This window comes from Acinetobacter sp. YH12226, from assembly GCF_013417805.1.
GTDB lineage: Bacteria > Pseudomonadota > Gammaproteobacteria > Pseudomonadales > Moraxellaceae > Acinetobacter.
In genome coordinates, this window is record NZ_VPDG01000003.1 from 163,085 (window position 1) to 189,783 (window position 26,699).

Annotated in this window: 29 protein-coding genes; 13 read left to right on the forward strand and 16 right to left on the reverse strand. The window is 43.6% G+C overall.

Going from position 1 to position 26,699, the window contains the following annotated elements:
- Positions 1-122: 122 nt before the first annotated feature.
- The 3 genes from FTV08_RS05170 to FTV08_RS05180 form a co-directional block, all read right to left on the reverse strand.
- On the reverse strand, positions 123-1,094 hold the full coding sequence (locus FTV08_RS05170; RefSeq protein WP_180086828.1) for a triacylglycerol lipase: 972 nt from the start codon (positions 1,092-1,094) through the stop codon (positions 123-125).
- An 85-nt stretch (positions 1,095-1,179) separates the two neighbouring features.
- Positions 1,180-2,190, reverse strand: coding sequence for a triacylglycerol lipase (locus tag FTV08_RS05175; protein ID WP_180086829.1), 1,011 nt, complete (start codon positions 2,188-2,190; stop codon positions 1,180-1,182).
- Between the two features lie 390 nt (positions 2,191-2,580).
- Positions 2,581-3,609 (reverse strand): lipase secretion chaperone, encoded by a 1,029-nt coding sequence (locus FTV08_RS05180; protein ID WP_180086830.1) that lies wholly within the window; start codon positions 3,607-3,609, stop codon positions 2,581-2,583.
- A gap of 170 nt (positions 3,610-3,779) precedes the next feature.
- On the opposite strand from FTV08_RS05180, the gene truB reads away from it, so the two are divergent.
- The 3 genes from truB (at position 3,780) to FTV08_RS05195 (ending at position 6,064) form a co-directional block, all read left to right on the forward strand.
- Positions 3,780-4,685 carry a tRNA pseudouridine(55) synthase TruB gene (truB, locus tag FTV08_RS05185; RefSeq protein WP_180086831.1) on the forward strand — a complete coding sequence of 302 codons (906 nt, stop codon included), beginning with the start codon at positions 3,780-3,782 and terminating at the stop codon, positions 4,683-4,685.
- A gap of 12 nt (positions 4,686-4,697) precedes the next feature.
- Positions 4,698-5,462 carry a TSUP family transporter gene (locus FTV08_RS05190; protein WP_004281582.1) on the forward strand — a complete coding sequence of 255 codons (765 nt, stop codon included), beginning with the start codon at positions 4,698-4,700 and terminating at the stop codon, positions 5,460-5,462.
- A 134-nt stretch (positions 5,463-5,596) separates the two neighbouring features.
- Positions 5,597-6,064 (forward strand): hemerythrin domain-containing protein, encoded by a 468-nt coding sequence (locus FTV08_RS05195; protein WP_004281581.1) that lies wholly within the window; start codon positions 5,597-5,599, stop codon positions 6,062-6,064.
- Positions 6,065-6,204: 140 nt separating this feature from the next.
- On the opposite strand, the gene FTV08_RS05200 is transcribed toward FTV08_RS05195, so the two are convergent.
- The 3 genes from FTV08_RS05200 to serA all read right to left on the reverse strand — a co-directional run bounded on the left by FTV08_RS05200 (position 6,205) and on the right by serA (position 9,563).
- Complete coding sequence (locus tag FTV08_RS05200) at positions 6,205-7,083, reverse strand: DMT family transporter (RefSeq protein ID WP_180086832.1); 879 nt, start codon at positions 7,081-7,083, stop codon at positions 6,205-6,207.
- A 240-nt stretch (positions 7,084-7,323) separates the two neighbouring features.
- Positions 7,324-8,205, reverse strand: coding sequence for an EamA family transporter (locus FTV08_RS05205; RefSeq protein ID WP_180086833.1), 882 nt, complete (start codon positions 8,203-8,205; stop codon positions 7,324-7,326).
- A gap of 125 nt (positions 8,206-8,330) precedes the next feature.
- Entirely contained in the window at positions 8,331-9,563 is a 1,233-nt protein-coding gene (serA, locus tag FTV08_RS05210; protein ID WP_005108551.1) for a phosphoglycerate dehydrogenase, read from the reverse strand.
- A 355-nt stretch (positions 9,564-9,918) separates the two neighbouring features.
- Between serA and FTV08_RS05215 the strand changes: the two genes are divergently transcribed.
- The 5 genes from FTV08_RS05215 (at position 9,919) to FTV08_RS05230 (ending at position 14,003) form a co-directional block, all read left to right on the forward strand.
- A complete protein-coding gene (locus FTV08_RS05215) occupies positions 9,919-11,328 on the forward strand; it encodes an FAD-binding oxidoreductase (RefSeq protein WP_180086834.1) in 1,410 nt (469 codons plus the stop codon).
- 141 nt (positions 11,329-11,469) lie between these two features.
- Positions 11,470-11,847: a hypothetical protein gene (locus FTV08_RS05220; RefSeq protein ID WP_180086872.1), complete on the forward strand. Its 378-nt coding sequence runs from the start codon at positions 11,470-11,472 to the stop codon at positions 11,845-11,847.
- Positions 11,848-11,925: 78 nt separating this feature from the next.
- Positions 11,926-12,126 (forward strand): hypothetical protein, encoded by a 201-nt coding sequence (locus tag FTV08_RS16205; RefSeq protein WP_257221154.1) that lies wholly within the window; start codon positions 11,926-11,928, stop codon positions 12,124-12,126.
- 56 nt (positions 12,127-12,182) lie between these two features.
- The gene (locus FTV08_RS16210; protein ID WP_257221155.1) at positions 12,183-12,509 is read left to right on the forward strand and encodes a hypothetical protein; all 327 of its coding nucleotides are present in this window, start codon (positions 12,183-12,185) and stop codon (positions 12,507-12,509) included.
- 264 nt (positions 12,510-12,773) lie between these two features.
- Positions 12,774-14,003, forward strand: a complete 1,230-nt coding sequence (locus FTV08_RS05230) for an MFS transporter (protein ID WP_004281575.1) — start codon at positions 12,774-12,776, stop codon at positions 14,001-14,003.
- A gap of 179 nt (positions 14,004-14,182) precedes the next feature.
- Here FTV08_RS05230 and FTV08_RS05235 read toward each other — a convergent pair whose 3' ends face one another.
- From FTV08_RS05235 to FTV08_RS05255, 5 genes are all read right to left on the reverse strand, one after another.
- The gene (locus FTV08_RS05235) at positions 14,183-14,479 is read right to left on the reverse strand and encodes a DUF3817 domain-containing protein (protein ID WP_004645001.1); all 297 of its coding nucleotides are present in this window, start codon (positions 14,477-14,479) and stop codon (positions 14,183-14,185) included.
- A gap of 120 nt (positions 14,480-14,599) precedes the next feature.
- Positions 14,600-16,786, reverse strand: a complete 2,187-nt coding sequence (gene yccS / locus FTV08_RS05240; protein WP_180086835.1) for a YccS family putative transporter — start codon at positions 16,784-16,786, stop codon at positions 14,600-14,602.
- 126 nt (positions 16,787-16,912) lie between these two features.
- Entirely contained in the window at positions 16,913-17,455 is a 543-nt protein-coding gene (gene sodC / locus FTV08_RS05245) for a superoxide dismutase family protein (protein ID WP_005108558.1), read from the reverse strand.
- 122 nt (positions 17,456-17,577) lie between these two features.
- Positions 17,578-18,708: an AI-2E family transporter gene (locus FTV08_RS05250; RefSeq protein ID WP_004281568.1), complete on the reverse strand. Its 1,131-nt coding sequence runs from the start codon at positions 18,706-18,708 to the stop codon at positions 17,578-17,580.
- Between the two features lie 128 nt (positions 18,709-18,836).
- A complete protein-coding gene (locus FTV08_RS05255) occupies positions 18,837-19,481 on the reverse strand; it encodes a ParA family protein (RefSeq protein ID WP_005249839.1) in 645 nt (214 codons plus the stop codon).
- Between the two features lie 124 nt (positions 19,482-19,605).
- Between FTV08_RS05255 and FTV08_RS05260 the strand changes: the two genes are divergently transcribed.
- Positions 19,606-20,073, forward strand: a complete 468-nt coding sequence (locus FTV08_RS05260; RefSeq protein WP_004645008.1) for a Holliday junction resolvase-like protein — start codon at positions 19,606-19,608, stop codon at positions 20,071-20,073.
- Positions 20,074-20,099: 26 nt separating this feature from the next.
- Complete coding sequence (locus FTV08_RS05265) at positions 20,100-20,678, forward strand: hypothetical protein (RefSeq protein WP_153566885.1); 579 nt, start codon at positions 20,100-20,102, stop codon at positions 20,676-20,678.
- A gap of 24 nt (positions 20,679-20,702) precedes the next feature.
- On the opposite strand, the gene FTV08_RS05270 is transcribed toward FTV08_RS05265, so the two are convergent.
- Positions 20,703-21,326, reverse strand: coding sequence for a class I SAM-dependent methyltransferase (locus FTV08_RS05270; RefSeq protein WP_086044429.1), 624 nt, complete (start codon positions 21,324-21,326; stop codon positions 20,703-20,705).
- A 191-nt stretch (positions 21,327-21,517) separates the two neighbouring features.
- Between FTV08_RS05270 and FTV08_RS05275 the strand changes: the two genes are divergently transcribed.
- Positions 21,518-22,081 carry a hypothetical protein gene (locus FTV08_RS05275; protein ID WP_004281559.1) on the forward strand — a complete coding sequence of 188 codons (564 nt, stop codon included), beginning with the start codon at positions 21,518-21,520 and terminating at the stop codon, positions 22,079-22,081.
- 72 nt (positions 22,082-22,153) lie between these two features.
- Here the strand turns inward: FTV08_RS05275 and FTV08_RS05280 are convergent, their stop codons facing one another.
- Positions 22,154-22,486, reverse strand: a complete 333-nt coding sequence (locus FTV08_RS05280; RefSeq protein ID WP_180086836.1) for a HopJ type III effector protein — start codon at positions 22,484-22,486, stop codon at positions 22,154-22,156.
- 174 nt (positions 22,487-22,660) lie between these two features.
- On the opposite strand from FTV08_RS05280, the gene crcB reads away from it, so the two are divergent.
- Entirely contained in the window at positions 22,661-23,041 is a 381-nt protein-coding gene (gene crcB, locus FTV08_RS05285; RefSeq protein ID WP_180086837.1) for a fluoride efflux transporter CrcB, read from the forward strand.
- Between the two features lie 89 nt (positions 23,042-23,130).
- Here crcB and FTV08_RS05290 read toward each other — a convergent pair whose 3' ends face one another.
- Together FTV08_RS05290 and FTV08_RS05295 are read right to left on the reverse strand one after the other, a co-directional pair.
- A complete protein-coding gene (locus FTV08_RS05290) occupies positions 23,131-23,382 on the reverse strand; it encodes a type B 50S ribosomal protein L31 (RefSeq protein WP_004732342.1) in 252 nt (83 codons plus the stop codon).
- Positions 23,383-23,478: 96 nt separating this feature from the next.
- Complete coding sequence (locus FTV08_RS05295; RefSeq protein ID WP_044112226.1) at positions 23,479-24,777, reverse strand: AarF/ABC1/UbiB kinase family protein; 1,299 nt, start codon at positions 24,775-24,777, stop codon at positions 23,479-23,481.
- Positions 24,778-25,064: 287 nt separating this feature from the next.
- Between FTV08_RS05295 and FTV08_RS05300 the strand changes: the two genes are divergently transcribed.
- On the forward strand, positions 25,065-25,271 hold the full coding sequence (locus FTV08_RS05300) for a DUF1737 domain-containing protein (RefSeq protein WP_004281552.1): 207 nt from the start codon (positions 25,065-25,067) through the stop codon (positions 25,269-25,271).
- A gap of 42 nt (positions 25,272-25,313) precedes the next feature.
- Here FTV08_RS05300 and FTV08_RS05305 read toward each other — a convergent pair whose 3' ends face one another.
- Complete coding sequence (locus FTV08_RS05305; RefSeq protein WP_085064902.1) at positions 25,314-26,672, reverse strand: MATE family efflux transporter; 1,359 nt, start codon at positions 26,670-26,672, stop codon at positions 25,314-25,316.
- Between the last annotated feature and the right edge of the window lie 27 nt (positions 26,673-26,699).

The window sequence follows — 26,699 nt, forward strand, 5'->3', positions numbered from 1 at the left end:
ACTTGTGTTGTTTTAACGGGATGATCCTCATCCGGTTCTGTAGAGTTCCCCGAGTTGACAGGAACTAGGTTTTCCAAAATTTGTTGATTAATCCATTAGATCTATTCATAAAGATGAGTGATTTATAAGCCTTCTAATTTGAGCCGGTTGGCATGTTGGCGGTAAAGTGCAATCGGATCCTGCGCGAAAGGACCCAAAATACCGAAAAACTGGTTTACTTCATCAAAATGATTGTGGGCATAATCCTGACGAATGATCTGGCCATAGCGTCCGCTACACAGCGGCAGAGCACCATCATTGGCTTCTCCTTTCAGGAAACTGTTACCTAAAGTCACGACTATAGATTCAATCGCATCCAGCGGATTGGTCGCCTGCCGATTGCCCATCCAGGAATAGTGATAAATTCCATTTGGCGTGAGTTTGCTGCCCTTAGACTGACAGTCTTTGGGAATGGCAGAGGAGCCATATTTCACATTGAAGGCCTGAATCGCCTCTGGATTCATGGCTTGCAGTGCCTCGATAATACTGACCGGATACTGGTTAGCTGTAACCAGATTCATGCTATGGCCCAAAATTGTACCAATGGCATGGATAAAGGGTTCAAGCAGTGGCGTCTGGCTGGCATTGACAAAAACCGGGGTGCCTTGCATCGCCCCGGCAATGGCGTTTAAAGAGGCGGCTTTATGCGGTGCAACGCCCTCGATATATTGAATTGTTGGGCCACCTTGGCTATGCCCAATCAGATTGACTTTCTTCTGGCCCGTCAGTGCCAGTATTTCATCAATTTGCATCAAGAGCTGTTCACCGCGCAGTTCATTGGACGCAACAGCAGACAATTCGGCAGAAAACACCCGTGCACCATGCCGGCTCAGGTCTTGGGGAATCTGATACCAATAATCTAAACCGATGTGATCTGTTCCAATCCGGTTAAAACCTAGACCAAAACCATGAACAAAGACCATCGGGTATTTTGTCTTGGCATAACTCGAGAGGACAAAATTGCTTTTATATTCCTGTAATGCCGAGGCTTGCACAGGACCAGTTAATAGGGAAACCAGTAGCAAAAAGCTTAAGTAAGATATTATTTTTTTCATTGCAGCTTCCCGATCGCGGATAGGTCAAATAAAAAGAACCAGAAAAAAAGCCTATATTTCAGCTGAAAATACAGGCACTCTGGGGTTATAAACCTTCTAATTTGAGTCGGTTGGCATGCTGGCGGTAGAGGGCGACCGGATCTGGTGCAAACACGCCTTTCAGACCAAACATCATATTGGCCAAGTCCGTATGATTGAGTTTGTACTGGTCATGAATCACCTTGCCCATGAACGCACTACAACGTGACACCATGCCATCATTGTCTTTACTGCTATAAGATAAAGGGCCGAGCTGCATCAGGATCGTATCAATATCCAGGGCATTGGTGGCTTGGGCCACACCCGTCCATGAATAATAATGAATGCCTTTACTATCTTTCTGTTTTAAATTTTTATTGCAGTTTTCTGTAGAAGCCAATACGCCATCTTTGACCACCTGCTGTGCCACTGTGGCATTAAAAGTATTTGAACCGGTCTGGCTCAGGGATTTCATGGAAGCATCAAAATCAATTTCCAGTTCAGGCTTAAACTGACCCAGTGCAATCAATGGACCAATAATATAATCACCTAAAATGTTAAAGGCGGTACGCGTCAGGCTATTGTTCTGAATATCATCTGCCACTTTGGAGCCATGGTAGGTTCCTGCAACGCCGGTAATAGAGGCGATATACTGCGGCTGGGTCGCTGCAACATACAGCACTGTTGGTCCACCATGGGAATGGCCAATCAAGTTCAGTTTTTGCTTTCCGGTAATTGCCAGAACCTCTTCAACCTGATGGATTATTTGTTCTCCGCGATGCATCGTTGTATTTGCCGGCGATAATTGTGCAGCAAACACGGTTGAACCATTACGTGCCATATCCGGCAGAATCTGATACCAGTAATCCAGCCCGATACTATCGGTGCCAATACGTGACCAGCCTAACCAGCCATGTACCATCAGGATGGGATATTGGGTCTTGGCATAGTCAGACCGGCTCTTTTCGATGACTTGTGTTGCACTCGCTGCAGCCTGAGTCTGTGCAGAAAAACTGAATCCCAGAGTGGTCGCTAAAGCCACAGTCAGTAACTGGGCTGTCTTGCTGAAAGTATACATAGCTGTCCCTTTTTAAATTTTATCGTTATTCAAGCAATCATTGCTTTTTGTAGAGTGTTGCAAGCCACAAATCAGACGATGAAAATACAGTTTAGGCCTTCAGTGGCTGAGCAATTTTTCTTTTGAAGAAGCGGTATTTTTTCATTTCAGAGGTCTAAAACCATGTCATTTGGGGACATGCAGGACAGGAGGAATTTACATTGTAAGTATGCGTTTTATTTGCAGATGTATTTAAATAAAAAGTCTTTGAAATCATTATAATTTTTCTAAGTTATTTTGTGTAAATACGAAATATTTGGAAACAACTATAAAAGATCATTTTGAGAAAAAATATAAAGTTATCAAAAGGGCATTTATAAAAAAGCCATCAACAGGTGATGGCTTTTAGGCTTAGTCAGCAAAGGGTAGTTTGGCTCCCTGATCATGAACCTGTTCAAATGTTTCAACCCGCAGCTGTTCTTGCGGTGTATTAAAATGTTTGCTGCGAAGCTGGGCAATGGCTTGCTGTTTGGCAGTATGGGACATGCCGGACTGGGTAATCTGATCCCGTTCATCTAAATAGCCAGTCACCCGGTTTTTCCAGTCGCTGCGTTGTACATCCAGTTGTTCCAGACGTTGTGTCGCTTCAGCACCGACCAGATTCATCCGCATCTGCCGGATTTCATCACGGGAACCGCCACGAGCTTTAATATCTGCGGTAAGTTTGCGCAAATCTTCCAGTTTATTCAGTTGTTCCAGATTTTCCTGCCAGTCCTGCGGGAGCTGCTGAAACAGTGCTTTGAGCTTTTGCGCTTTTTCAGTCTCCGTTAAGCTTTTGTCTGCCAGTACGCTCATCCGGTCCAGGGTATATTCATGATAGGCATCTTCTGTGCCGAACAAGCCCTCAATTTCATACTTGGAAAAGTATTGTTGGCGCAAATTCTGGGTACTGTTATAGATACTGCGATAATAGGCAGGATCTTCCTGATTTAGCCCGGCCGGTGCAGTGAGCTGGCCCAAGCCCTGACGGTACTGGAGATAACGATCCCATAAATCCAGAATTTGCGAGAGTGCAGGCTCTTTATGATTCTGGCGAATATAGGCTTTAAAATCCTGTTGGATCTGCTGCAGATTTTTTTCACCGAACTGGGTAATAAAATATTCAAAACAGTTGCGGGTCTGTTCATTCACAATCAGACGGTTGCTGGCGTCTAGCTGCATCTGACAATTAATTTCGGTATCTTGCTGGCTGGCACTGGGGAAGGCTGCATTGGCAGGGCCATTGACCAAGAGTGCGGTTTGCTCTGCCTGAGTTTCAGTAAAAGGTGTTTTTGTCCCGGTATCCGCCTGGTTATTTTCTTTTGGAGACAGCCATAAGATCAGCGTGAGAATGCACAGCACCAGCAACGCCAGAATGATCCATATTTTATATTTCTGCATATCCTATGCACCTATTTTCTCGTTGTTTCATTATTTTTAGATGTTCAAGCTTTTAGATATTAAAGCCGGCTCAATATGCCATAAAAATCATTAGAGACTATAGAAAAGTTGTAAATCATCTCGCAGGGTTTTACCATGGCGCCAATTTATAAAATGTCTGATTTTTTGCCATGAAAGCATCATCTCCTAAAATTCAGCGTCGTCATCTTAGTGGTGTCTTCCTGCTTAATAAGCCTTTGGGTATCAGCTCTAATGCCGCATTGCAAAGAGTCCGCTGGTTGTACCGTGCACAAAAAGCCGGCCATACCGGTGCGCTGGATCCGCTGGCATCCGGTTTATTGCCCGTGTGTTTGGGGGAGGCGACCAAGTTTTCGCATTATTTATTAGATTCGGTCAAGCGTTATCAGACGACCGTATTTTTGGGGCATAGTACCACCACGGGCGATGTCGAAGGTGAGGTGCTTCTGGAAAAAGCGGTTCCTGAACTCTCGGAAGCCTTGATTCAGGACACATTGGCACAGTTTATCGGGGATATCCAGCAAGTGCCGCCGATGTATTCTGCCTTGAAAAAAGAAGGCCGTCCTTTATACGAACTGGCGCGCAAAGGTATCGAGATTGAACGTGAAGCGCGTCCAATTACGATTTTAGCGATTGAGTTTTTGTCCTTTACGGAGAACAGTATCACGCTGGATATTACCTGTTCTAAAGGCACTTATATCCGGGTTTTGGGGGAAGATATTGCCAAAGCGCTGGGAACTTATGGCCATCTGACTTATCTGCACCGCATCAAAACCGGCCATTTTGATTTGATTCCGAGTTATACCATTGAATATCTGGAGAGCCTGAGCGAAGCAGAGCGTGATGCACTGTTGTTGCCAGCCTATGCACCGGTTGATCATTTTCCAAAAGTGCAGGTACCCGAAGGTCGTGCAGAATATTTTAGCCGCGGCATGGAAAGCAATATCGAACATGAAGCAGCTGAACAGGTGCTGGTTTTTGATGGAGATAAATGTCTGGGGCTGGCAGAAATTACCGACAAAAAACGTCTGGTACCCAAACGCGTCTTGAACCTCTAATCGAGTCAAGATATGGAAATAGAGATCATCATCAGTCTGGTTGTCTTTGCATTTTTTGCAGGGGCGATTGATGCTGCCGTGGGTGGTGGTGGTCTGATCCAGATCCCGGCAATTATGGGGAGTCTACCGCATTTACAGCCTGCTACGGTCTTTGGCACCAATAAACTCGCGTCCATTTGTGGCACCGCTTCTGCGGCATTTTCCTATCTGCGTCAGGTAAAACTGCCGTGGCTGCTCTTGGGCGTGATTGCACTGTGTAGTTTTGTCAGTTCTTTTATGGGTGCAGCCAGCGTTACGCTAATTCCAGTCGAGATCCTTAAGCCTTTTGTGCTGGTCATGTTGATCGTGATCGCAATCTATACCTTAATGAAAAAACAGTTTGGCCAGGTGCATACCGAACAAAAACTGAATCGGAAAATGCTGATACTGGCCGCTTTGGGCAGTCTGGCGATAGGCTTTTATGATGGTATCTTTGGTCCGGGCACCGGCAGTTTCTTTATTTTCTTTTTTATTCGCTATTTAAGCGTCGACTTCCTGCATGCATCGGCTTTATCGAAAATTGCCAATTTCACCACCAACCTGGCCGCCTTAAGCTTTTTTATTCCCAGTGGCAATGTGCTGTTTATGGTTGGGGCAATGATGGCGGTAGCCAATATTTGTGGTTCCTTGGTCGGGGTGCGCTTGGCATTTAAATATGGCAGTGGTTTTATCCGGATTTTATTCCTGATTCTGGTCAGTCTGCTGATTTGCCGGATGGCATACCAGATGTTTTTTTAGATCTAAACCCGATGTAAATCATTCTCGATATTAAAATTTCTTAACAAATCACTGTATAAACTGCGTCTGAACCTGTTCTGAAAATCTTCTAGAATCAATGATATGAAAAATAAAACAATCGGAGAAATATCGGAATGACGACTATTTTTGAAGCATTAAGAGAGAGTCATGAGATTCAGCGTGATCTTGCAGAAAAATTATTACAGACTTCCGGGGATACACCAGAACGCCGCGAGCTGTTCAAGCAACTCAAAAATGAATTATTTGCCCATGAAGCTGCGGAAGACCGTTATTTTTATATTCCCTTGATGATGACCGATTCGGGCCTGAATATTACCCGCCATGCCTTGGCGGAACATCATGAAATGGATGAAATGATCGAGGAATTAACTGCAACTGAATTGAGTAATCCAGGCTGGATTGCCATTGCTAAAAAACTTTCTGAAAAAGTGCATCATCACTTAAAAGAAGAGGAACATGGTTTCTTCCAGCAGGCCGGTAAAATTCTGGGTGAAGAGCAGAAGACCGCTTTAGCAGTGCAGTACAAGAATGAATACCAGCGTTATAAAGACATGAAAAAAGATATGCTGGTACAAAACTAAGCTTTGAATTCAAGTCGAACAAATAAAAAAGATGGCTGTAGTGCCATCTTTTTTATGTCTTCTATATTTTGCTTTCAAAGCAAGTAAAAACACAGAATGGATAGGATATTTAATCAGTTGTTCAAATTCCAATAAGGCTTTTAGGTATTCTTTTCTGCTGATCCTTGACGGGCGGCACGTACAGTCACACCGACTGATGCTAGCATGATACAGATCAGTGCCACGGCCTGAAGAAGCGTAATTTTTTCGCCTAATAGTACAAAACCGGCCAGTGCAGCCAAAGCCGGAGACAGGCTGGACAGGGTGCCATAGCTGGTTTTATTCAAATGCTGAAGTGCCTTTAAATCCAGAGCATAAGGAATGGCTGTTGCCAGTACAGCAATAGTAATTGCCTTGCCCCAATACTGGGTGTCTATCAAGGCAGGAGCATTGTTATACAGTCCGATTGGTAACAGGCATAAGGCTGAAATACTGATCGCAATAGTCAGTGCATGCATGCCGATATTTTGCTGCACCACGCGTTGCCCGAAGAAAATATACAGTGCCCAACAGAACCCCGCACCTAAAGCACAGGCGGCGCCCACCAGGTCGAAATTACTGCTATTAGCCTGTCCCCATGGCACCATCAGTGCGATGCCTAAAATGGCCATCAATACCCAAATATAGTCACTACGATGTTTAATCGAAATGAGGGCTAGGCCGAGCGGACCAATAAATTCCAGACCAACTGCAATTCCCTGCGGTAATCTTCCTAGAGACAAATAGAATAAAATATTCATGACCCCTAAAGCAGCGCTATAGCAGAGCAAATCCCGCCATTTCAAAAAAGGCAAACGCTGAATGATTTTCCAGGAACGAAACATCACGCCGACAATGATCGCTGCAAAACAGAGTCTTAAAATGGTCACTGTGATAGGGTCAAGGACCAGAAAAAGTTGCTTGGCGAAGGATGCACTGATCTGGTACGACATCATGGATAAAACCATGTACAACACAGCAAGGAGTTGGGCGTTTGGCATGGGAGTTACTTACACCATAAAGGTGTAATCAGGACATGGAAGAAAGCGGGATTATAGCAAAACGGTTAATTTTTAATGAGTAGGGGTGGAAATAATTTTAAATTTAAAGTTACTTTTAAAAAGAGAAAATTTTGATCTTAGAAGAGTATTAGACTGAATTTATCGACTTTGAGTAGGCTTTTCCAGCTAATATTTTTTTAAATTCAAAGTGAGTAGTATTTCTTATAACGAATTTTAAATTTAAAAGTGCTCAACTGTATTTTTTCTTCTTTGACTGGTCACCGTACAACCCACTGAAGCACTGATAATCGTGGCCAATGCCAGCCACTGCGTCCACAACAAGGTTTCCCCCAAGAATACAAAACCTGACAGCGCGGCAATAGCGGGTTCCAGACTCATCAAGGTGCCGAAACTGAGTGCGCTTAAATTACGCAGTGCGATCATTTCCAGAGTGAAAGGCAGGGCACTGGCCAGTACTGCCAAAGCCACAAAATACAGCAAACTCATCGGTTCAAAAGTATGTGCCGGCATGCCTGCAAAGAGCGCAATCGGCATCAAAACCAGCATACCGACAAACATGCCCAAGCATACAGTATGATTGCCAGAAACGCCTGAAGGTCTTTGGCCGGCAACGATATATAAGGCCCAGCAAGCACCGGCACCTAGGGCAAATGCAATCCCGATCGGGTCAAGCGGCTGGGCAGCCTGATCAAAAGGGAATAGCAGAACCAGGCCCAGAATCGCCAGACCGACCCAGACAAAGTCGAATTTTTGCCGCGCATAAAACAGGGCAACACTTAAGGGGCCAATAAATTCAAAAGAGACAGCAATTCCCAGCGGCAGGCGATCAATCGACAGGTAAAACAAGAGGTTCATGCCGGCCAGAGCAATGCCATAACTGATAATGGCTGGCCACTTGATCTGTCTGAAATGGATTCGCCAAATTTTAAAAATCAGTGCCAAAATCATAGCGCCTAACAGCAGACGCATGGCTGAAACGGTCAGGATGGGAAACTGACCGAACAGATATTTGGCAAAGGAGCCACTGCTTTGCATACTGATCATGGCGATCAACAGAATCAGCGGCGCTTGCACCATTGGTGCAATTTTAAAATTCAGCATGACTAAATAGGTTTCGATTTCTCGAATAGCGGAAGAGCAGCATAAGCTGAAAAAGGTATTAAAAATACAAACCTTAAAAACAAAAAACCACAGCCCGAGAGCTGTGGTTTCTTTGAAATCTTGAATTAGAACAATACGCGTGCGCGGATTGTACCTTCAACATTAGAAAGCATATCAAGTGCTTCATGAGATGCAGCAGCATCTACATCCATCACTAGGTAACCGACATCACCTTTAGTCATCAGTGACTGACCAGAGATGTTGATGCCTTGTTCAGCAAACAGGTTGTTGATTTTAGACAACACGCCCGGAATATTTTGATGGATGTGCAGTAAACGGTGTTTGCCTTCAGTCAATGGCAATGCAATTTCTGGGAAGTTCACCGCAGAAAGCGTCATACCCTTGTCAGAGTAAGCTACAAATTTCTCAGCGACTTCCAGACCGATGTTCGCTTGCGCTTCCATGGTCGAACCCCCCACGTGCGGAGTCAGGATCACGTTTGGCAGGTTACGCAGTGGAGAAACAAATTCTTCACCGTTTGCTTTAGGCTCTTTCGGGAATACATCTACCGCAGCACCAGCAATGTGACCAGATTTGATCGCATCTGCCAGGTCTTCGATCACGACACAGGTACCACGTGCCGCGTTGATGAAGATTGAACCTTCTTTCATTTGCGCGAACTGATCTTTGGTCATGAAGTTACGTGTAGACGGAACATCAGGAACGTGTAGAGAAACCACATCGGCATTTGCCAAAAGTTCGCCCAAGCTACCGACTTGACGTGCATTACCTAAAGGCAATTTAGTCACTGTATCGAAATAGATCACTTTCATACCCATGCTTTCAGCAAGTACAGAAAGTTGTGAACCAATTGAACCGTAACCTACGATACCTAAAGTTTTACCACGTGTTTCGAACGAACCAACTGCAGATTTGTTCCAGCCGCCTGTGTGTGTGTCTGCTGATTTTTCAGGTACACGACGTAGAAGAAGAATTGCTTCAGCAAGTACAAGTTCAGCCACTGAACGCGTATTTGAGTAAGGTGCGTTAAAGACTGGAATACCGCGACGCATTGCAGCGTCCAGGTTCACCTGGTTGGTACCAATACAGAAACAACCGACAGCAATCAGTTTGTTCGCAGCTTCAAAGACTTCTTCAGTCAATTGAGTACGGGAACGAATACCGATGAAGTGAGCATCTTTGATCGCTTCTTTCAACGCTTCACCCTCAAGCGCAGTTTTACGATAATCGATGTTGGTATATCCAGCAGCATTTAGAGTGTCGATTGCATTCTGGTGAACGCCTTCTAACAACAAGAAACGGATTTTATCTTTAGGTAGAGATAGATGTTGGCTCATTACGGCTCCGCTACAAAGGCCAAATTTAGTCGCGGTATAATAGCACAGGAAAAGCGCACTTATACATTTCCTTAATGACGCTCACATCAGCTATTCTGGCAAGATATATTGATAATAATGATCATGGTGTTTGATTTAAATCTGCATTTTCAAAGGTATATTATCAAAATTGTCATTTTTCGCGGGAAACACCAAAAAATAGCTTATAATATTGCGCCATGGTTATTAAAGCAGCGTGATCCGGTGCTTTAATAACCATGTTTCGCCTGATTTGTATCCATGTTTTTATGCATAAAAAATGTGCAAATGAACCAGCGAAGTCTCTCTTGTTTAAATCATGCTAGGTCTGCAAACGATGAATGCTCCAGTCGCTTTAACCCCTGAGTTATTGACCCAATTGACTGCAATTGTGGGTGAAAACCGTATTAAAACCGATACGGACAGCCTCCAGAATTGGGGTCGCGATCATACGAAGCACTTTGATCCAAACCCGTCAGTCGTCGTTTTTCCATCGTCCACTGAGCAAGTTCAAGACATCGTAAAACTGGCGAACCAATTTAATGTTGCAGTGACTCCATCGGGTGGTCGTACCGGTCTTTCTGCAGGTGCAGTCGCAGCCAATGGCGAGATCGTGGTCAGCATGGACAAGATGAACCAGATTCTGGAGTTTTTCCCGGCAGATCGTATGGTGCGCGTACAGGCAGGTGTGGTGACTGAACAGTTACAGAACTATGCTAAAGAGCAGGGCATGTATTACCCAGTTGACTTTGCTTCGGCAGGTTCATCGCAAATTGGCGGTAACATCGGCACCAATGCTGGCGGCATCAAAGTGATTAAATACGGCATGACCCGTAACTGGGTACTTGGCCTGACCGTTGTGACGGGTAAGGGCGATGTATTGCGTCTGAACAAAGGTATGATCAAGAATGCAACCGGTTATGCGCTACAACATTTATTTATTGGTGGTGAAGGCACGCTGGGTCTGGTGACGGAAGCGGAAATTAAGCTTGAACGTCAACCGCAAGACCTGCAAGTGATGGTACTGGGTGTACCTGACTTTGATGCGATCATGCCGTTATTGCATGCCTTCCAGGCGAAAATTGACCTGACTGCATTTGAGTTCTTTGGTGAACTGGCGATGCAGAAAGTCTTGGCCCATGGTCACGTGCAACGTCCATTTGAAACTGAATGCCCATTCTATGTATTGCTTGAGTTTGAAGCGCCGTTTGAGCCGATTATGGACAAGGCGATGGAAATCTTCGAGCATTGCATGGAACAAGGTTGGGTACTGGACGGCGTAATGAGCCAAAGCCTGGATCAGGTAGAAAGTTTATGGCGTTTACGTGAAGATATTTCTGAATCTATCGCGCCATTTATTCCATACAAAAATGACATTTCCGTTCTGATCACGCACGTTCCTGCATTCATTAAAGAAATTGATGCGATTGTATCGACGAATTACCCAGACTTTGAAATCTGCTGGTTCGGTCATATCGGTGACGGTAACTTGCACTTAAATATCTTAAAACCTGCTGATTTGTCTAAAGATGAATTCTTTGCCAAATGTCAGGTGGTGAACAAGTATGTCTTTGATACCGTGAAAAAATATGACGGTTCAATTTCTGCGGAACATGGTGTGGGCATGACCAAAAAGCCATATCTTGAATATTCACGTTCTGTGGAAGAAATCGAATATATGAAAGCTCTGAAAAAAGTGTTCGATCCAAATGGTATCATGAACCCGGGTAAACTTTTCGATCTTTAATCGGTCGGAATTGAAAAAAGCGCATCGAAAGGTGCGCTTTTTTATTGCTGTGTAAATACAGTTACAGAGTCTAAATGGTTTTGTACTAAGAAGCTCGGCATGATGGGTTGGAATAAGAATGACGATAAAGGGTTAAATAATATGTTCCGGATATTGGCAGTCGCAACTCTCGCTTTTGGTATATTGGGTTCAGGCTGTGCAACTGCTCAACAGGTCATTGCAAAGGTACAGTCGTCTTCGGACACGCCTTTGGAACAGGTTTTACAATTAAGAACGGATTTACGCAAGGAACTGGCAACGGTTGAATTACGGCAGTTCTTTGACAAGGTAGAGTCGCCCACGATTGGACAGGTCAAAGTCACTGAAACCGGTTTAATGGATGATTCGGTACATTCGGTACAGACCATTTATTATTTTAAACGGGAAGATAACAGCTGGATGCTGGAAAACACCGAGAAGTTGTATCGTTGTGCAAGAGGTTCTAATACCAAGACTTTCCAGAAAGCGGTCTGTCCATAATAGTGTTTGATCTTTAGGCAGTTTTTGGTTAAAAGCGTATCTAAGGATGCGCTTTTTTGTTTTGGGAAGGGGAAGTTAATGGACTCAAATATATTAGCCGCTACAATTGGCGTAATTGGAGGATTTTTAGCTTCACTCTTATTATTCTATCTAAATAGGTTTTATACCAACTACGATAAAAGAAAATCAGAAAAAATCCTACGAGAAAAATTATTGTATCGTGAGAAAGATAGTGAACTAGAGGCAGATCAAAATTTTATTTTTCTTTACCTAATTTGAAAAGAGAAGTGTATTTAAACTGTCATATCAATTGGGATAGCGGAATCACTCTTAATATGATGAAAGGTAATGAAGACTTAATCTGGTTTTTAAGATTCTGTTGGCTAAGCTTAGTAAGATTTTTTCCTCAAGATCATTTTTCAACAGAAGGACATGTTAATTATATTGATCAATTTATCATGGATAGGGCTAACTATCATTCCTCTAGATTAGACTGTAGTGACCAATTAAAAAGTGGGAGTATTTCAAAAATAACGCTAGGATATTCAATAGCAAAAGATATTGATCAACTAATTATAGACTTGGTAGAACAAATTCTTCATTTTGAAAATGTTAGAAAAGAAAAATGGTTTCAAGAGTGGAATTCAGTAGAGTCTATTTGATTTTTATAAATTATTAGAATATAGATGAATAATGTATCCTCCCTTGATTTGTAATGATTATAAGTACTTTTCATTTCACGGCTTTTCAATAATTTTTATGAATTAGATAATTTGGTTTCAAGTCGCTAAAAGCAAAAATAATATTTTGATTAGGTCATTAAAAAAGAGAACGGACTTAAAAACAGGACTCTGCTAAAATTATTTCTTTCTATTTTAGACAAAGTTCAGTCTGTTAAAACGGGCAGACTGACAATAAAAACTCCCATGCAAAATATCCACACCCAAAAACTGACCCGTGCCACACTTATGTTCCCGCTGGCACTGGTCCTGTTTGAATTCTCAGTCTATATATGTAATGACCTGATTCAACCGGCCATGCTGGCGATTACCCGTGATTTTGGCGTGAGTAGTTCATGGGCACCATCCTCCATGTCCTTTTTCCTGTTGGGTGGGGCATTTGTCGCAGCGATTCTGGGACCTTTGTCCGATCGTCTTGGACGTAAAATGGTACTGCTGGGTGGTGTGGCATTTTTCACGATTAGCTGTCTGGCTATTTTATTAACACCCAATATCGAAAGTTTCTTATTCCTGCGCTTTTTACAGGGCTTTGGCCTGTCCTTTATTACCGCCGTTGGTTATGCCGCCATTCAGGAAAGCTTTGAAGAACGTGATGCCATCAAAGTCATGGCACTGATGGCCAATGTGTCTTTGCTGGCACCTTTGCTAGGACCAGTGCTGGGTGCCTTTATGATTGATCATATCTCTTGGCATTGGGGCTTTATCGGTATCGCATTTCTGTCATTTCTGAGCTGGTTCGGCCTGAAAGCCAAAATGCCAAACCTGAAAGTCAGTATTCCCAGACAGCCGGTCAGCTATATTCTGGATGACTTTAAACAGGTTTTAAAAAATAAACGCTTTGTGATCATGACTGTAGCCTTGCCTTTGGTGAGTCTGCCCTTGATGTTATGGATTGCCCTGTCACCCGTGATTCTGGTCGAGCAATTTGGATTCAGTAGCGTGCAATATGGTCTGGCGCAGTTTCCGGTCTTGGGCGGCCTGATTGCAGGTAATCTGATTCTGCTAAAAATTATCGATAAAATACCGCTGGGCAAAACCGTATTATTGGGTCTGCCACTGATGTTGCTAGGTACCGGTTTATTGATGATGGGCTTATTGATTCCAGAATATTTTATTCATTGTCTGATTATCGGCACCACTTGTATCAGTCTGGGTGAGGGTGTGAGTTTTTCGGTACTGTATCGTTTTGCATTAATGTCTTCTGAAGTGTCCAAAGGCACGGTGGCTGCGACGGTTTCTATTATCCTGATGCTCAGCTTTTTTGTGGTGATTGAAGCAGTAAGGATGGCGTATGAAGCCTACGATATCTGGGCCTACTGTGCTGCCTCTTTGATTCTGATTGCACTCTGGTTTACTTTGCCGCGCATGCAGCTCAAACAGTTAATGCTGGAAAGACAGGAGCGTGGGGAGTTTTGATTCCTTATCGAGGGAACTTATAAATTATTGAAATCATATGTTCAGTATTGAATTTCCCTCTCCTTTTAGGAGAGGGCTAGGGTGAGGTTAAGTATTTAATAAGTTCCCTCTCTCTAACTCTCTCCCAAAGGGAGAGAAAATTTTCTTTTGACTGATCTAATTATATTAGGATTCTACAATTAAGCTTCAGCGGGCTGTTCCAGCTTCTTCAGTTTCATATCAAACAGGAATGGACCGAAAGGCAGAATCGAAGCGATTAAACCCATCACAAACATGCTGAGAGACCATTTCTGTTTTTCACATACTGCGAATAACACCACCAGAAACAGCACAAACAGTACCCCATGACCCATACCGACATATTTGACCAGAATCGGATTATCCATCATATATTTCACTGGCATCGCGATAAATAACAGCAGCAGGAATGAAATCCCTTCAAGCAAACCGACCAGACGCAAAGTTTTGATGTTCATAATACATATTGATTTAACCGAATTGGTTTTGAGTGTACCGAATATCACCTGAATATTGAATCTTAATAATAAAAATATATTCAATATTTTTAATAAGTTATAACCAAGTAAGGCAGTTGGTTATTTAATCTCGGCACCTAGTAATTCATGACGTAATTTTAGTAATTCCGGTAAGGTTTCCAGCAATAAACTGATCTGTTTCAGCACCAAAAGCAGATGTGCTGACTGGTTTTCCTGGGTACTTAAGCGTTGAATTTCTGCCAGTTTATGATCGATGTCGTAGGTAGCTAAAGGCTGTTGTTGCAGCAATACCCCAGTTAAGGTTTGCTGACACCAGCGCATTAAAACCAGAATTTGTGCATCAGTAACCTGCTCACGGTGACTCCCCAATGCTGCAATATAGCTGAGCTGGCTATGGCTATAAACCAGATAGCGAAAGGCACTTTTGACTAGTTGCGGATCTGGATTCGGTTCGGTACTCAGGCTTGAAATCATGCTGGATAAATCAATCTGTGCATTGTGGGCCAGACGCCGTGCAGTCCTGTAAGCAATACTGTTATCTTTACCGTTTTGATATTGCTCGACCACTGCAGCAAAATAGTCCAGTGTAGCAAGCGATGATTTTTTAATATTGCTGGAAATATTGCGAAAATTCCAGTCAGGCCAGATCCAGCTTACTGCCATCCAGGCAATCAGACAGCCTATGAGGGTATCAATGATACGTGGCAAAATGATCGCGTAACCGGCACCTTTCAGGTTGAAGATCAGGAGTACCATCAATGTCGCCATGAGAGTGGCCATGGCATATTTTTTGGAACGTAGATAGAAAAAACCGACACCAAAAATTACTGTTAGCAATAACTGACCTTCGACACTTGGCACAAAATACAGAATGGGAACGCCCAGCATGACCCCCAATAATGTTCCGAGCGTCCGCAATTTGAGCCGGCTTTGGGTGGCAAAATAACTGATCTGACAGACAAACAGGCTGGTCAGTAAAATCCAGTAGCCATTTTTCGCAAAGGGCAATAATGAAATGGCATAGCCGACTAGAAACACAATGGCAATCCGCACCGCATGCCGAAAGAGTGCCGATTGCGGACTCAAGTGCGGTTTGAGTTTCAGCCAGAGATCTGTGCTATCGCGAATATCATCATCAAACAGGCTCAGGTCATCAAAATGCTGCTGATAGCGTGGCTTATACAGTGCCTGTTGATCATGCAGGTGTTGTAACTGCTCATGTACACTCAGCAGATTGGCCAGAATAAGCTGTAAATTTTTAACTTCAATATTCTGTGGGTGTTGGGCAATCCAGTCCTGCATCGATTCCTGTAAATGTTTTAATGCCTGTTCATCATCTGCAGACAGATAAAATTTTTCATTGCGCAATACACATTCTGCCAAATGTTGACAGGCAAGGGCTTGCAGACGGATATTTTTCTGAATCCGGAAAATCAGGTCAGTGCGGCTAAAATGCTGTTCGATCTGTTCATAATGCAGATAATTGGCTGTGGCCTGTTCATGAATATCCTGCATCAGAAAATACAGATTCAGCCAGTAAATGGTGTTACGATTGGCACGCGAAGCTTTGAGTCGGGTCAATAGCGAATCTTTGCTACGGTTAAAACTCTGAATGACTAAAGTATTTTTAAGTGACAACTCATAGAGCAGGTTTTCAACATTCGGATGCTGGTCCGGATCAAAAAGTTTGGCTTTACTCAGCAGTAAATCCGACATGTGCTGCAAGCTTTGTGCGAGATTTTCCTGAACCTGCAAGGTAGGACGCAGCAGAAAAAATAGAATAGACGTCAGGCCGTACCATAGCGCCCCAATGACAAAATAAAGCGGCTGTTCATACCAGTGCTGATATTCGCCCAAGCCAAACATGGTATAGATTGACAGTAAAATGGTGCCAAATGAAATTGTGGCATAACGTTGGCCTAAGGCACCCAGTAGAATAAACAGCGCACTCGACAGCGATAGCCATAATGCAAACCAGAATTTATGTGGAGCAAGAAATTCCAGAATGCTGCTGACACTAAAAAACAGAATGATGACCAGTAACAGGTTGCGCAAACGCAGGCTTAGCCGGTCATCAAAATCAGTCAGTGCAGTGGCAATTGCCCCTAACGTTACTGGAACGATCAAGGACTCATAACCCAGAAATTTCAGACCGAAAGTGGTACCTAAAAACACCAGCATGATCTGCAGGCAATAAGTCATCAGCGCAGTGGACTGAAAGGGCAGCAGGACAGGTTTTATAATTTTAACAAAAAAAGTAGCAGTCACAGGTTGGGCAGTATTCACAAGGACATGATCCGGGAAGTAAAAACGCAAAGTTCTGAATGCAATTTAGACGCCAAAATAAAGGAAATGTCTATAAAAAACGGGCATAGTGCCCGTTTTTCTATTGAGTCATTGGCATGAAGGTGTTTAGATCACACCACAGGCAATACGTTCACCGCCGCCGCCCAAGGGTAATGGGTTGTCTGAATAGTTGTCGCCACCGGCATGAACCATAATGGCACGACCCTGAACATCAGCCAGTTTCAGACGTGGCGCAAGCAGGGTGACACGTGCAGTTCCATCTGTATTGACTTTCAATGCGGGTAAATCACCTAAGTGACCGGTCACTGGCGTACCGTGATGCGGTGCCTGATTTGGATTGTAATGGCTACCTGCAGCCAGTGCTGCACCCATCTTGCCGTCTTTCATGGCAGGCGCGCATGAACCATTTTCATGAATATGGAAACCGCGTTCACCCGCAGGAAGTTGTTTCAGGTTGGTACGAATGACCAGACCGGCTGGACTGTCACTGAGTAATACGGTCCCAATCTCTTGGCCCACACCTTGAGCATTTACAGCATTCACAGTCACTGCTCTGACCACTTCATTTGATGGGGAGGTTGATGCACAACCGGTAAAAAGTGCGGCGCTTAACGCGCAAAGTGTCGTAATTTTAAACAATGAAGACATGATTTTGGCATCCTGATCTTTATTCTGTTTTGTGGATTCATTTAAACAGAGCAAGATCAGAAGCTCTATATAGAATCAGTACTTAAATGTTTTGTTTTGTTTAAGTCGATTCTATCTATGCTTTAAGGTGCGTTGGGCGGTGTGTCTTGTGTTTCCGGATCAATCTCATGTGCCATGGTGGCTTTAGGCATCATTAAAGGTTCATTCAGATTACTTTCATGTAACCATTCACGCCAGATTGCAAGCAGCACAGCCAGAATCACCGGGCCAATAAACACCCCGACCAGACCAAAACTGGCAATACCACCCAAGACTCCAAACATGATCAGCAGGAAAGGAATCTGGGTGGCGCCCGAAATAACCAGTGGACGAATCACGTTATCGGCAGTACTGACAATACAGACACCCCAGACCATGACCCCAATGGCTTCAATGGTTTGTCCTTGTGAAAACAGCCATAGCGCCACCGCACTATAGGCGAGGGGTGGACCAAAGGGAATCAGGGCAAAAATAAAGGTCACAATGGTTAAAACCATCGGATTCGGAACACCTGCAACAAAATAGCTCAGACCTGCCAACAAGGACTGTGCAATCGCAGTCAAACCAACCCCATAGACCACGGCACGTGTAGTTGCAGAGATGGTAGAAAAATAATGATGTACACGTGGGCCGACCACCATTTCAAAGGCTTTACGCACCTGATTTAAAATGGTCTGACCATCACGGTAGAAGAAAAATAGCGAAAGTACCGCAAAACACAATTTAAAGATGTTTTTGCTGACTTCATTCAACACCACTTTGCCATAATTCAGATGACCTTGAATCCAGGTCGATACCGACAGTGCAATACTCTGTGGATCAGTATTGATTTCATTTAAGGTTCGGGTAATTTCCTTGCCGACAATCGGAAGCCCGCGAATAAAATCTGGGACATTCAGGTGACCGGAAAACACTTGTCGCTGCAATTCAAAATACAGGTTACGACCTTCATGCTGCAACATGAAAATGGCGAAAATAAACGGCAGACCAAAGACCAGAATCACGGCCAAGATCATTACGGTTGCGCTTAATGTCGGTCGATTGCCGCATAGGCGTAATACCGACTGATACAGCGGCCAAGTCATATAGGCAATAATGGCTGCCCAAACTACAGGAATGATGAAATACTTGAGTATATGAAAACTCAAAAAAATCAGGATAAAGAACAATCCAAATAATAAGACTTTTTGTAATGTAGGCGCGTACTGTTGCACTGAATTTAATGACTCATTTTTTAGGTCGTGTTCAGGCATATTAACTGAAAAAAAAGCGATCGAAAATGATAGCTAGCCAAGTAGCGAGATTATTTTCCCAAAGCTATACCACGATTCAGATGATTGACTCAAAACCACTGACTCGGATCATCAATAATGGCATTCAGTACCGGTTGCCATTGAGCCTGCAGTTCCCGGTAGATTTTCTGAGGTTTATCAAAGACGGACAGGCCTTCCATAGCCAGTCGGCTATAAGGGGCACGTTCCGAAATCCAGGCCACTGGCTGCTGGTCGATCTTGTCAAAAAATTGTTGTATGTCCTGATTGCTGGCGGCATTTGGTTTGGTACGGTTGGCCAAAAGTAAAATTTCAACCTTGCCCTTACGGATGCGTTTAATATCCTGCAAATGTTTGAGAAAACGGCGGGTCGAATCGATATCAAAAAAAGAAGGCTGGATCGGGATGATAATCGCATGTGCTTCACTGATCAGCTGTTCGGCATGATCGTCGGTCAAAGCACCTGGTGCATCAATAATCAGGTATTCGATTTGTTTGGGCGCGTCACCAATGGACTTGCTGTTGCGCCAGTCCAGACTTTGAATTTGTGCCGCCTGTGCTGGACGATGCTTGAGCCATTGCAATGTTGATTTCTGGTTGTCGGCATCGGCCAATGCTACCTTATAACCTTTTTGTGCGAGTGCTGACGCTAAACTAATGGCTGTCATGGTTTTACCACAACCGCCTTTCTGATTCGCAACTAAAATTGTTTTCATGACTCAAGGTGATTTTATTCTGTTCCGGCCTAGCATATCATTCTTTTCAAGTATGCAAATGGCCGAAGTCCTCAACTTCAGTCGAATGCGATACTATAAAAATCAGGCAAATTAGGAAGATTGAATGTCCATATGGATGGCCATGCTGATTGGCGCATGTATCGGGGTGGTATTGACCACTATTATTTTAAGTCAAACGCGTAATGGACGGATCAAGGCCGAATATGAGCAATATATTGCCGAGCTGGAACTGGAGCATCAGCAGTCTCTCATTGCCGCGCAAAAACGCAGCGTGAATACCAGCCGTGCCGTTCTCAAAGGCAAAATGGCGGAACAGCTCGCGCCGATCATGCCGGAATTTCAATATCTGCCGAGTGACGCCAAGTTTCTGGGCGATCCAGTCGATTATGTGGTCTTTGATGGTTATACCGATTTTCGTGATGGCGAAGGCGATGCTGAAGATATTGAAGTGGTCTTGATTGACATTAAAAGTGGCGGAGCACGTCTGACCAAAGGCCAGCAAGCTATTGCCCGTGCGGTTCAGGAAGGACGGGTACGTTTTGAAACCATTCGGATTGATTTTCAGGATTAACCAAAATCCAGTGAAGAATAAAAATTATGCAAAAATTACTGATCACTGCGCTGCTGTTTATGCTTGGACTCTGGGTCTGGAATGAGTTTTTTCGTGCCATTCCACATCTGCAAGAAAAGGGTGTACTTAAAAACTTTAAAGTAGAACCGGTCAAGCGTATATCAGCGACTTATATTGTGCATGATCACCGTTTCGTAAAACCTGATCGTCGGGTGCTGCATCAGGTCAGCCCTGTGGTGGGGCATTTTAATGATCTGGCCTATCTGAGCAATATTGATGTGTTGTTGCTGACTCAACCGCTGCCGGCCATGCAGGCAACATTGGAGTTTGATGAAGCAAAGCGCTGCTATCAGATTGAAGGACAAATTAGCAAAGTGGATCGTGACTTCGTCAATACGCATGTGCAGCATTTCAGTCTGATTGCTGCCACTGAAAAAATTGCCGATCAGATTCGCCGGTTAAAATCGGAGCAGAAAATCACGCTCACGGGTGATCTGGTAACAGTTCATTCAGGCACGACTGGACAAGAATTCCGGGTCGGGACGGGCTCTGAATATCGTGCTCATTGTCAGTTGCTGCAAGTAACCCACGTCCAGCAGCACTAAATACAAGAGAGTAGTGAATTAGCTCTATGGTTTAAGAAACCGGGCTAACAACATGCGTTGGCCAATCTTTGGAATACCTTCAGCATCTACATAACTTAAAGTTTCTATTTCAAAACCGGTTTCCAGCAAGGCGGTTTCAATATCCCGATTCAGATGACAGCCATCTGCGACTTTCTTTTGAATGGGAGTAAGTAAATGTTGCAGACGCTGAATATTTAAATTTTGCCGATTCAGGACATGTTCGACCACATGTAAAGTCCCACCCGGTTGTAGCACACGGTAAATTTCCTGTAGGCTCTGTTCCAGCTCTGCAATACTACAAAGCGTCCAGGTAGACACAATATTTTCCACACTATTTTCGGCAAAAGGCAAAAGTTCTACGCTGGACTGAATATGCTCAACCTGAAACCCTGCCTGTTGAATTCGCGCTTCTGCCAGTTTGAAGATCGCCGGATTTGGTTCTAGTGCATAGACTTTATCAACCGATTGATAAAAAGGCAGATTCAAGCCGGTACCAAAACCAATTTCTAGCACTTCACCGGAAATATCCAAAAGCAGTTCACGACGCAAGTCCATCAAGGATGGTGTTTGCATCACCTGATTCAGCAGATGCGGAAAGATATGTTGTTGATAAAGTTTATACAGCATTTGAGTTATTTTAATTTGATGGAAATACGTTCTAGCTTAACTGAAAAATAAAATGACAGGCATATATCGAGCTGACTAAATACGTGCAGTTTGTTACCAAGTTCAACTGTTTATTCATTAAAAAATCCGTAAGATCATGGAAGATATCCTTAAAACGTTTGATCAACTTGATTAGGATTAGATTAAAAATTATGTTCAAATACGTTAAACATTATGCTTTGCTGGCCAGCCTGTTGCTGCCTATTTCGGGCTATAGCTCGGTCGACCACAATATTGCCAAAGGTTTGCCTCCTGTCGTTAAAGGCCAGTCAATTTCGGTCTTACAGCCTTTTAAAGGTGATTTTCGTATTCTGGGTTCCAAGGTTTATAGTTCTGACCCGCAAGCCAAATTCTCTCCGATTGATTATGCAGTCAGTTGGGGGCTGTTTGCTGAACCTGAAATTGCCCGACATATCACCGTAAATCAATATGACCGCTATTTGAACTGGAAAATGGATCGAGTGCCAGTGCCAGTAGAACAAGCCAAGCAGATGGTGTCCAATATGCATATCATTCCTGCCAATCCTGAAATTGCCAAGGCAATTAAAAAGGTAAAGCGTGGCGATCTGGTGCGTATGCAAGGGGAACTGGTTGAGGTGCGTGACAAAGATCTGGTCTGGAAATCGTCCTTAACTCCGACCGATACGGGTGATGGTGCTTGTGAAGTCTTCCGCGTCAGTTCCATTAAATGGATCGAAAAAGTCGGTAAAAGCTAAAATAGACATCTTTTACACTTCTGATTTGCATAAAAAACCGCTCCTTTGAGCGGTTTTTTATCTGCTTAGAACTTACTTCGCAGTTAAAGCTTGACCTTCAAAGGTAATTCCATCCCAGCCATTCAGCATAAACTGGCGGATATTCTGATGATCAGTCGCCTCTGGCGTCGCCAGTACAGAAGCATAATGCTCAGCAAACAGGCTTAAGGTCTGTGCCTGATCCAGATCATTTAATTGTGCAAAAGAAAAGACTTTGGCGCTGCCCTGGTTTTCTGTGGCCGCATTATTCTGCTGGCCATTTTTAAATGCAGTTGGTGTATGCGTATAACGCGATTCGATATACGCAATTACATCTGCAAATTTTGCTTCGCCTGCTGCCAAATGGGCCAATAAATCCTGTGCCATGCTGTTTTTCCTGTGCCATTCATGAAAATTCGATGTGATAAATATAGCAATTTTCTTGCGAAGTTCCATGGTATTTCATTGATTTTCGGTTCAAGATAACAGTGAAATTTATCCAGGCTGAATACGAAACTTTGGATAAAATAAACTTGATCAATAAATAGAACAGGAAAAAATATGGGTTGGCTTTGGGTGGCAATGGGTGGGGCAATCGGTGCCAGTCTGCGTTATGCAGCAGGACTTTGGCTGTTTAAACCACAAATGCAATTTCCCTGGCCTACTTGGTGGATCAATATTTTAGGCTGTTTATGTGCCGGGATTTTTTTTGCCTGTAGCCAAAAATATCCAGCACTCCAACAAGAAGCTCGTCTGTTTTTAATGGTGGGGATTCTCGGTGGCTTTACCACATTTTCCAGTTTCGGTCTGGAAAGCTTTTTGTTATTCAAGCAAGGTGCTATGGGCCTAGCGCTGTTATATGCATTATCCAGCTTAATTGTTGGCATTATTGTTCTGGCGCTGGGCTTTTATTTAACTTCATTTGTGTTGGCACAGAGTTAAAATAAGCGCATAAAAAAGTCAGGAAATTGGAGGTCATTTCCTGACATAAACCACGATTTAAACTTTAAAATCATCGAGAGTTTTCGGTCTTAGCCCCGTTTAAAGCGGCCAAAACGTTTGTTGAAGCTTGCTACACGACCTTCATTACTGGTCTGACGTTGCTCACCCGTATAAAAAGGATGTGATGCACTCGAAATATCTAGTGTTACATAAGGATATGTTTTACCCTGATATTCTTTGGTTTGACTCGAGTTCATCGTGCTGCCAATCACGAAATAGGCATCGGCATTGGTATCATGGAATAACACTTCACGATACTCAGGATGGATATCTGAACGCATATCTAACTTCCTCATGATTCGTGATTAAATGTTATAATATAACATTTGATATTTCAAGTAATCTAGTGTTGCAGCGTGTAAGCCTATCGTCTCAATTTAACTTCGGCTCGGTACCAGTTCTTCAAATACATCACTTAAATCATCATGTACTTTGAGATGAATCAGGTTCCAGTATTGTCCTGAAATTGTCCGGTTCACCATCAAGGTATCAGGAGAGGGCTTAAATACATCCCAATATTTCAACGAAGGTTTTAGTAGCTCCATTCCATCATGATGCGCTGAGTTTTCAGCAAAATCATAGTGAGTGACCAGAGGACGCATAAGCACTTCCAGCCATTGTTCATACAACTCTGTGGGGAATTTTCCAGTTTCAGTCAAGGAATGTAGTGCATCCAGCTGTTGTTCGATTACGGGAATATTCTTCTCACGTGCAGCATGGATCAATTCTCTGAAATGTCCAATTACTTCAGTCGACAGCGTTTTAACGCCACCATAATCATAAACAATCACAGAGCCATCTTCACGAAATGCAAAGTTACCCGGATGTGGGTCACAGTGAAAGCGTTTCAGATAAAAAATTTCCTGACCAATGGCGCGGAAGAGGCGGCGACCTAAAGCATTTCGGGTTTCGAGTGGCCAAGTGCTGGCAGTTTCAATACTTTCACCAAGCTCCTGGCTCAAAGTCAGAATATGACGTGAAGAGTACTCATGAAACACTTTCGGAATTATAATTTTACTATCCAGAGATTCATGGAAGGCACGGGCGATTTCCAGATTCTGGGCTTCAATTTCATAGTTCAACTCATTGTCCAGACTGTGCTGAATTTCTTTAAATAATTGATCTTGAAGTTTACGATCAATCTTTAATACGCCCATCATGCGCAGTGCCAGACGAACTTGCTTCAGGTCGCTTTCGCAGGCTTCATCCACACCAGGATATTGCACCTTGACTACAACTTGCTGGCCATTCGGTAGAGTGGCTTTATGCACCTGACCAATCGAGGCCGCGGCAAATGGCTGTTCATCAAACTGCTGGAAAAGTTGCTGTAAAGGTTTACCCAATTCTTTTTCTACCTGTGCCTGAATTTCTTTAAACGGCATGGGTGGCGCCTGACGCTGTAACTTGGCAATGGCTTTAGCGACTTCGGGCGGGAAAACATCTTTATATTGAGAGGCGATCTGGCCAACTTTCATGACTGCGCCTTTCATTTCCCCCAAGGTATCCGCAATCTGCACACCAATATCCTGAAATAATTTACTGCGCGCAGTGTTTTTCTGCTCGTCATCGGCAGTTAAATTTTTAATGGAATTGGAGAGGGTTTTACCTGCAATACTTGCGGTCATTCCGGCAAGTTTCATAAAGCGACGACCGGGTGTGCTAGCCGTTTTTGCCATGCGAGATTCCTTGAAACCAACTATGAATGGATGTATTTGATCATAGGTGACAACGGTTCAATTGCCTAGATTTAATTGTAGAGGTTGTGTTGTGATTTCCTTCAGCTTCTCCATGTTTAATGCATCATCTTTGATTTGTTAAAAGATTTATCTTTATTGCTTGCGTTTAAACTATAAGAATATGCCGGAATCCGTCATCGTTTTAGATAAGACCGAGTACTAATTCTGAATGTTGTTTTATAGCTAAAAGCTTAGAATAAACAGAGTATAGTAATGAAGAAAATTCAATGAAAGTCTATCGATATTTTACCGGGAAAGATGATGTACATTTTTGTGCGCGGGTGACCCGTGCCTTAAATGAAGGTTATGAGCTATATGGTTCACCCACCATGACTTTTAATGGTACGGATGTAATTGTGGGGCAGGTGGTGATTAAAGATGTAGTGGATGAATCTGAGATTCCACAAGGATTAAAAAATGCGCTGGATCTTTAATCTCAGCGCATTTTCTAGCTTAAATTAATCAAATAAAAGTGTTTAGTTGTTTAGACTTAAGCGTTTATTATTGCCATATAAACGGCCCAATAAAAGTATACAAGCTACGCTGAGGCCTACAATCAGGCCAACCCAGACACCGGCGGCGCCCATGTCGGTAAAGCGGGACAAATACACCCCGACCGGGAAGGCGATGACCCAGTAAGCCAGCATGGTAATCCACATTGGCCCCTTGGTATCCTGCATGCCGCGCAGACAACCTGCCGCACTGATCTGCCAGGCATCCATCAGCTGATAGGCAATGGCAAACAGAATCAGATACACCGCAATTTGGGTCACGATCAGATCTGAGGTGTAGAGTGCTACGATTTCATTGCGGAAAACCCAAAGCAGAATCATGGTCAGGATCGCCAGAATAGTGGCAGTAATCAGGCCGAGATATTGTACTTTACGCATGGCTTGCCAGTTCTGTTCACCATAGTAGGTGCCAACCCGAATGGTCAGGGCAATCGCCAGTGACATGGGAATCATGAACAGTTGTGAAGTGACAGAAATAGCAATCTGATGGGCAGCGACAATGGTCTCACCCAAAGGACTCAGCACAATTGCAGCAGTACTGAAAATACTGACCTCAAAAAAAATTGCCAATCCGATTGGAAAGCCAAGCTGTAAGATGCGCTTCATCCATTCCGGGTTGATTTTTTCCCAATGGGTAAAAGGCTGGGTACGTTGATAGGCCTTATTTTTAAAGATATACAACGCGAGGGTGATGACCATTAGCCACTGTAAAATCGCCGTGGCAAACCCACAGCCTGCACTGCCTAGGGCCGGAACAGGGCCAATACCATACATAAAGATATAGTTCAGCGGAACTAGCAAGACCAGCGCCAATAAACTAATCACGGTCACCGGACGCGGATTTCCAATCGCTTCAGAATAGCCGCGTAAGGCCGCATACATGGTTACCGCTGGCATACCAAAACCAATCGCATGCAGAAATAAACCGGCTTTAGGTTGTAAGCTTTCCGGTACACCTAAAAGTGGCAAAGTGGCCGGCAAGAGTTGCAAAATCAAGCCGGCAATTACCCCAAGAATCAGGGCAACCCAAAGCGATTGACGTGCAATGGTGGCAATTTTTTCAGGTGTGCGTGCGCCATTGGCCTCAGCAACCAAAGGCGTCGTGGCAATCATAATGCCACTAAACAGCAGCATCACCGGAATCCAGAGTCCTACTCCGACGGCAATCGCGGCAAGATCGGTAGCAGACAGGTGACCGGCCATAATGGTATCAATCAGGCCCAGACCAGCCTGAGAAAATTGAGTCACCAGAATAGGCAGCATCAGATGAAAAAGTTTTTTTAATTCAAAACCAAAGGTTGTGACTGGTGAAACATTCGACACAAAAATTACTCATCGTGATCATGTGCT

Coding starts and splice junctions, on each gene's coding strand:
- FTV08_RS05170 (WP_180086828.1), bottom strand. CDS start 1,094: ATGAAAAAAATAATATCTTACTTAAGCTTTTTGCTACTGGTTTCCCTA.
- FTV08_RS05175 (WP_180086829.1), bottom strand. CDS start 2,190: ATGTATACTTTCAGCAAGACAGCCCAGTTACTGACTGTGGCTTTAGCG.
- FTV08_RS05180 (WP_180086830.1), bottom strand. CDS start 3,609: ATGCAGAAATATAAAATATGGATCATTCTGGCGTTGCTGGTGCTGTGC.
- truB (WP_180086831.1), top strand. CDS start 3,780: ATGAAAGCATCATCTCCTAAAATTCAGCGTCGTCATCTTAGTGGTGTC.
- FTV08_RS05190 (WP_004281582.1), top strand. CDS start 4,698: ATGGAAATAGAGATCATCATCAGTCTGGTTGTCTTTGCATTTTTTGCA.
- FTV08_RS05195 (WP_004281581.1), top strand. CDS start 5,597: ATGACGACTATTTTTGAAGCATTAAGAGAGAGTCATGAGATTCAGCGT.
- FTV08_RS05200 (WP_180086832.1), bottom strand. CDS start 7,083: ATGCCAAACGCCCAACTCCTTGCTGTGTTGTACATGGTTTTATCCATG.
- FTV08_RS05205 (WP_180086833.1), bottom strand. CDS start 8,205: ATGCTGAATTTTAAAATTGCACCAATGGTGCAAGCGCCGCTGATTCTG.
- serA (WP_005108551.1), bottom strand. CDS start 9,563: ATGAGCCAACATCTATCTCTACCTAAAGATAAAATCCGTTTCTTGTTG.
- FTV08_RS05215 (WP_180086834.1), top strand. CDS start 9,919: ATGAATGCTCCAGTCGCTTTAACCCCTGAGTTATTGACCCAATTGACT.
- FTV08_RS05220 (WP_180086872.1), top strand. CDS start 11,470: ATGTTCCGGATATTGGCAGTCGCAACTCTCGCTTTTGGTATATTGGGT.
- FTV08_RS16205 (WP_257221154.1), top strand. CDS start 11,926: ATGGACTCAAATATATTAGCCGCTACAATTGGCGTAATTGGAGGATTT.
- FTV08_RS16210 (WP_257221155.1), top strand. CDS start 12,183: ATGATGAAAGGTAATGAAGACTTAATCTGGTTTTTAAGATTCTGTTGG.
- FTV08_RS05230 (WP_004281575.1), top strand. CDS start 12,774: ATGCAAAATATCCACACCCAAAAACTGACCCGTGCCACACTTATGTTC.
- FTV08_RS05235 (WP_004645001.1), bottom strand. CDS start 14,479: ATGAACATCAAAACTTTGCGTCTGGTCGGTTTGCTTGAAGGGATTTCA.
- sodC (WP_005108558.1), bottom strand. CDS start 17,455: ATGTCTTCATTGTTTAAAATTACGACACTTTGCGCGTTAAGCGCCGCA.
- FTV08_RS05255 (WP_005249839.1), bottom strand. CDS start 19,481: ATGAAAACAATTTTAGTTGCGAATCAGAAAGGCGGTTGTGGTAAAACC.
- FTV08_RS05260 (WP_004645008.1), top strand. CDS start 19,606: ATGTCCATATGGATGGCCATGCTGATTGGCGCATGTATCGGGGTGGTA.
- FTV08_RS05265 (WP_153566885.1), top strand. CDS start 20,100: ATGCAAAAATTACTGATCACTGCGCTGCTGTTTATGCTTGGACTCTGG.
- FTV08_RS05270 (WP_086044429.1), bottom strand. CDS start 21,326: ATGCTGTATAAACTTTATCAACAACATATCTTTCCGCATCTGCTGAAT.
- FTV08_RS05275 (WP_004281559.1), top strand. CDS start 21,518: ATGTTCAAATACGTTAAACATTATGCTTTGCTGGCCAGCCTGTTGCTG.
- FTV08_RS05280 (WP_180086836.1), bottom strand. CDS start 22,486: ATGGCACAGGATTTATTGGCCCATTTGGCAGCAGGCGAAGCAAAATTT.
- crcB (WP_180086837.1), top strand. CDS start 22,661: ATGGGTTGGCTTTGGGTGGCAATGGGTGGGGCAATCGGTGCCAGTCTG.
- FTV08_RS05290 (WP_004732342.1), bottom strand. CDS start 23,382: ATGCGTTCAGATATCCATCCTGAGTATCGTGAAGTGTTATTCCATGAT.
- FTV08_RS05295 (WP_044112226.1), bottom strand. CDS start 24,777: ATGGCAAAAACGGCTAGCACACCCGGTCGTCGCTTTATGAAACTTGCC.
- FTV08_RS05300 (WP_004281552.1), top strand. CDS start 25,065: ATGAAAGTCTATCGATATTTTACCGGGAAAGATGATGTACATTTTTGT.